Source organism: Anaerosporobacter sp. (assembly GCF_031551385.1).
In the GTDB taxonomy this organism is placed as follows: Bacteria; Bacillota; Clostridia; order Lachnospirales; family Lachnospiraceae; genus Anaerosporobacter.
Genome location: NZ_JAVBNS010000134.1, coordinates 1 through 5,563, shown reverse-complemented (window position 1 = coordinate 5,563; position 5,563 = coordinate 1). Strand labels below are relative to the sequence as shown.

The 5,563-nt window shown below is 35.0% G+C and carries 4 protein-coding genes and 1 pseudogene; all 5 read left to right on the top strand.

The features are described 5' to 3' along the window. A partial coding sequence (locus RMR19_RS11300; RefSeq protein WP_310603594.1) for a response regulator transcription factor occupies window positions 1–663 on the top strand: 663 nt, incomplete at its 5' end. Next, window positions 660–1,826 carry a HAMP domain-containing sensor histidine kinase gene (locus tag RMR19_RS11295; protein ID WP_310603593.1) on the top strand — a complete coding sequence of 389 codons (1,167 nt, stop codon included), beginning with the start codon at window positions 660–662 and terminating at the stop codon, window positions 1,824–1,826. The genes RMR19_RS11300 and RMR19_RS11295, both read left to right, overlap by 4 nt. 90 nt (window positions 1,827–1,916) lie before the next feature. Then, the gene (locus tag RMR19_RS11290) at window positions 1,917–2,678 is read left to right on the top strand and encodes an ABC transporter ATP-binding protein (RefSeq protein ID WP_310603592.1); all 762 of its coding nucleotides are present in this window, start codon (window positions 1,917–1,919) and stop codon (window positions 2,676–2,678) included. Window positions 2,679–2,686: 8 nt separating this feature from the next. Then, window positions 2,687–5,035 carry an ABC transporter permease gene (locus RMR19_RS11285; protein WP_310603591.1) on the top strand — a complete coding sequence of 783 codons (2,349 nt, stop codon included), beginning with the start codon at window positions 2,687–2,689 and terminating at the stop codon, window positions 5,033–5,035. A 197-nt stretch (window positions 5,036–5,232) separates the two neighbouring features. Then, a pseudogene (locus RMR19_RS11280) lies at window positions 5,233–5,563 on the top strand (protein translocase subunit SecDF); the annotation flags it as partial.

Below are 5,563 nucleotides of genomic sequence, written 5' to 3'. Positions count from 1 at the left end.
ATAGATGATGATGCGGACCTTTCCTTTATTATAACAGAGATGTTAGAAAGTTATGGATATAAAGTGACTTGTGCAGTGGATAGTGTTTCAGCGTTTCGTGCGTTATCAGAGAATGCATATCATCTAATTCTACTTGATATTAATCTGCCTGATGCTACAGGTTTTGAAATATGTAAGGAGCTTAGAAAAGTTTCGACGGTTCCTATCCTATTCGCAAGTGCGAGAACAAGCGAGGATGACCGTGTGACAGGTTTTGACATAGGTGGTGATGACTACCTTCCAAAGCCATATTCTATGAAGGAACTGCTTTCAAGGGTAAATGCACTGATTCGACGTGTGTATGGATTTTCAGAGGAAAAAGTAGTTGGTTTTGGTGATGTGATAATTAATATAAGTGCTAGAACGGTATGTAAAGATGGAATAGGAATTTCGCTATCGTTAAGAGAATTCGACTTGCTTGCCTATCTTTGTGAGCATGAAAATGTAGCGATTGCGAAAGATAAGTTAATAAGTGAAGTTTGGGGAGCGTTTAGTGAGGTAGAACCATCAACATTAACGGTACATATTAGATGGCTAAGAGAGAAACTGGAAGACAACCCTGCAAAACCTGAGTTTATTAAGACAGTTTGGGGTGTGGGATATATGTTGGAGGTTTGTAGATGAAGCATAGAATTATAGGAATAACGATGGTGTTTACAGCTATAATCGTAGGGCTTATTGTAACGTTGTTTGTGTCGCAAAAGCGGACAAATATAGCCGATGAGAACGCTTTACAGATTATAGCTTTAAACGAAATAGATCAGCTTGTCAAGAGGACAACATCTGAAAGTGACAATCAAAAAATAGTTGAGATTAGTGAAAAGATTACACAGCTTGAAGAAAATATGAATGAAAGTAGTATGAATTATAATAATAGTGAAAAAACAAAATTGATTATATACATTGGAGTAGCGGTGGTAGCATTTATATGGATTACTTTCGGCTACATTTATTTTGCTATTTTAAAGCCATTTGATAGGATGAAAAGTTACGCTGCTAATATAGCAAAAGGCGATTTTGATACATCGCTTAACTATGAACGTTCAAACTATTTTGGCGATTTTACTTGGGCTTTTGATAATATGCGCCAAGAGATAACAAAATCACGTTCTTGTGAGCGTGAAGCAATTGAGAATAATAAAACGGTAATTGCAACCCTTTCCCATGATATAAAAACACCAATTGCATCAATTCGTGCATATAGCGAAGGATTAGAAGCGAATCTTGATTGTAATTCTGAGAAGAGAGTGAAGTATCTTGAAGTAATTATGCGTAAGTGTGATGAAGTAGCAAAACTTACAAACGACTTGTTTTTGCATTCGCTTGCTGATTTGGATAAATTAAAGATAAGTCTTGAGCCGATTGAAATATGTGGATTTTTATCTGAAATAATTGAAGAAATATCAGCGGAACGAAATGATGTTTTTGTGCAGACATGTTTCGATACGGCTATTATAAATGCAGATAAAAACAGATTTACACAGCTTGTTGAAAATATTATTAATAATGCAAGAAAATATGCAAAAACAAAAGTTGATGTGACGATTGAAATTCATAATGATGGTGTTACTATTCGTTTTCGTGATTATGGAGAAGGCATATCAGATGAGGATATGCCTTTTATTTTTGATAAATTTTATCGTGGTAAGAATTGTGGTGACGAACAAGGTTCAGGGCTTGGATTATATATTGTAAAATATATTGCAGAGCAAATGAATGGTAGTGTTATGTTGAAAAATCATGTAAAAGGATTAGAAGTAATTCTAAATCTCTTAAGGATTTCTTAATAACTATTTTGTTAGACTAAGAGCATGTTTGAAAGTTCGGAACAAGCATTTTTCAAACACGCTCTAAGAAAAACAAAAAGGAGAGAATCTATGAAAAATATAATCATGTCTGCAAAGGCATTATGCAAAAGCTATGCTCATAACGGAGAGCAGAATCATGTACTAAGCAATATTGATCTTGATATTTATGAGGGAGATTTTACAGTAATAATGGGGGCATCAGGTTCCGGAAAATCTACACTCTTATATACCTTGAGTGGCATGGATACTGTTACATCTGGGCAGGTGATATACAAAGATGAAAATGTTGCAGGTTATAATGAAAACAAACTAGCGAAACTTCGTCATAATGATTTCGGTTTTATATTTCAGCAAATGCATCTTGTGAGTAATCTGAGTCTATTTGAAAATATTGCTGTTTCAGGTTACCTTAACAAAACAAAAGCAGCAGTAGAAGTGAGAGAATATGCAAGTGAGCTGCTTGGAAAAATGAATTTGACACAGGTGAGTACACATTTGCCATCGCAAGTTTCGGGTGGAGAGCAGCAACGTTGTGCAATAGCAAGAGCAGTTATCAATACACCAAAGCTGTTGTTCGCAGATGAACCAACAGGAGCACTTAACCAACAAAACTCGATAGCAGTGTTAAATCTATTATCGGGTTTGAACAGTAGTGGACAAAGTATATTAATGGTTACACACGATATGCGAGCTTCCCTTCGAGCAAATCGAATACTTTATATCGAAGATGGTAAAATAATTGGTGAACTTATACTTCCACCATACAGTCGTGAGGATGAAAAAAGTCGAGAAACACAAGTAAACGCTTGGCTCTCCTCTATGAAATGGTAGGTGTGGATATGGAAATTTTAACAATATTAAAAGCAAATATAAAGCATAAAAGAGGGGCGTTCAAAAGCATTGTAGTTTTTATGATGATTATTTCAATGGTGATTACAGCAATTTTAAGTCTTAGTGAGAATATTGACAAAAACTTAAAAAATGCACATAAAAATGTGGGTTCAGGTGATTTTGTATCGTATATTTCGGAAGAAAAATTCACTGCAGATATAGAAAAAAATATAATGGAGAATGAAAACGTTGAGAAAATCAAAGCAGTACAGACTCTATATGTAGCCAAGCATGATGTGGAAGGCGAAGGAAATGGAAATGCAATATTTTTAACAAAATGGGAGGGCGCTTATCCAGTTTATAATGAAAAGTGTTCAGATTTTATAGATAATAAAGTGGGTTTACAAAAAGGGGAAATCTATGTTCCGCTTGCATACCAGTCACTTTATGATTGTAAAATCGGTGATAACATAACAATTGCTACAAAAAACGGAGATGAGAAATACCGAATCAAAGGATTTATGGAAGAACCATTTAATGGGGCATCTTTAATGGGAATTAAGCAGGTTTGCATATCGGCTGATGATTTCGATAGAATGTATGACCAGTTGGCAGATGAGATGACAGATGCCCAGCCGCTAATTATAAAATATTATCTTGTACATGTGTATCGTAATAGCGAAAGTACACTTTCTGATGCAAAGTTTAAAAAAGATGTGAATGAAACAAGTAAGATACTGGATAATTCGTTTGTTACCCTTTCCTTATCAGATTCCATTCATTATACCGAAATGATGACGGATATCGGTTCTGGGATTTTATTTGTATTTATTATATTGATGACGCTTATTGTTTTAATTATTATAAGTCATAGTATTGCAACTAGTATTGAGATGGATTACGTAAATCTTGGCATATTAAAGTCGCAAGGATTTACGAAGGGGAAAATTCGTCAAATTTTTATATTACAGTATGAGATAGCACAACTTTTGGGGGCGGTGATTGGTATAGTGATAGCAATTCCCCTTACAAAATTGTTGGGAGATGTATTTCAGCCGATTACCGGGATTCATGCAACGGCAGATATTGCAATAGCACAATCTTTACTATTGAATTTTGGAATTCTAGTTCTTGGCGGTATATTTGTACTTGTTAAGACAGCCAAAATTGCGAAGATTTCTCCTGTTAGAGCAATTTCAGGAGGACGAGAAGTGATTTATTTTGATAGCCGAATCAATATGCCGATTGGTAAAAAGTTTTTATCTGGGCGACTTGCATTAAGACAATTTACTTCAAATAAACGTCAGTATATAGGAACTATTCTTATTGTTTCGATACTTGTATTCTTTATGATGAGTATGACAATTTTGGCAGGAAGTATGACATCAGAAAGTGTTTCAGAAAGCTTTGGGGTAATACCAGCCGATGTATCTGTTACACTTACGAATTCCTTTGATATGAGTCATGCAAAAGATATAGAAACCGAAATTTCGCATATTGCACAGATTACTTCTGTTCGCTATCATGCGAGTGAGTATCTTACACTGAATGGAACGGACTTGTACTGTACATTTCTTGATAGTGGGGAAGGATTTACAAGTGTCTTTAAAGGAAGAGCACCACTTTATGATAATGAAATTTTAATTACAGAAATTGTGGCAGATGAGTTGGACTTAAAGATGGGAGATAAGGTACTTGTTTCTGGAGGTGAGCAAGAAGCAGAGTATTTAATAACTGGTTTTTATCAGACAACAAACGATGCTGGAAGGACGTTTGCCATGACGTTTGATGGTGGAAATAAGGTTGGAATCAAACGCCCTGAAAGTATACTCTATATGGTTGAGGATACAAGTAAGATTTATGAAATTGTTGATTGTATAAACGAAATATATGGAGAAACAGTGACAGCAAGTGCAGAAGATAGCAATTCAATGGCAGAATTAATTGAAATTGCATTAACTTCAATTTCGGCAGTTATTTATGTTATCTCAATATTCTTTATACTAGTGGTAGTCAATATGGTTTGCTCAAAAACATTTTTAAAGGAGCGACAAGACATAGGCATTTTTAAAGCACTTGGTTTTGCTGTGAAAGACTTACGTTTACAGTTCGCAATTCGGTTTTTTATTGTATCAATAATAGGCTCTGTAATAGGAGTTGCACTTTCGGTATTATGTAGTAGTGAATTGATAAACCAATTGATGCGACAAACTGGTGTAACAAATTTTAAAACAGATTATACAATCTTTACAATTGCTGCGCCAACTACTCTTGTGTGTCTATGCTTCTTTGTATTCTCGTACATAGCATCAAGAAAAGTTAAGTCGGTTGTAGTTAGAGAACTTGTAACAGAATAGATGGGGAGAAAAGCGTTGTGGTATTGTGCCATGACGCTTTTAATCATTAAAAGAAAGTTGTATGTTATGACAAATGTTTCAAACTTAGCAGTATCTTAGCGTATGCAGGGAATGGAATGTGATAAAATTATAACGGCAATATAGTATAAATCGTGCTAGCGTTATAATAGAACACGATAAGAATGGAGGATATAGTAGTGAAGTCTAGTAAAAGCAAGTTTGCGATTCTTATAGGGGTTATCATTGCATTTGTTGTGATTGCGTTTGTGGGAATGGGCGATTCTGTCAAGTCGATAAGAAATATGCGATACGGGATAGATATACGAGGGGGAGTAGAAGCAATATTTGAAGCGGATGGTTTGGAACGAAAACCAACAGCTTCTGAGCTTGATTCTGCAAGAACGATTATTGAAGCACGTTTAGATGCAAAAAATATTTCAGACAGAGAAGTAACAGTTGATAAGCAAGGTGGATATATTATTGTAAGATTTCCTTGGAAATCAGGGGAGACAAATTTCAATCCAGAAG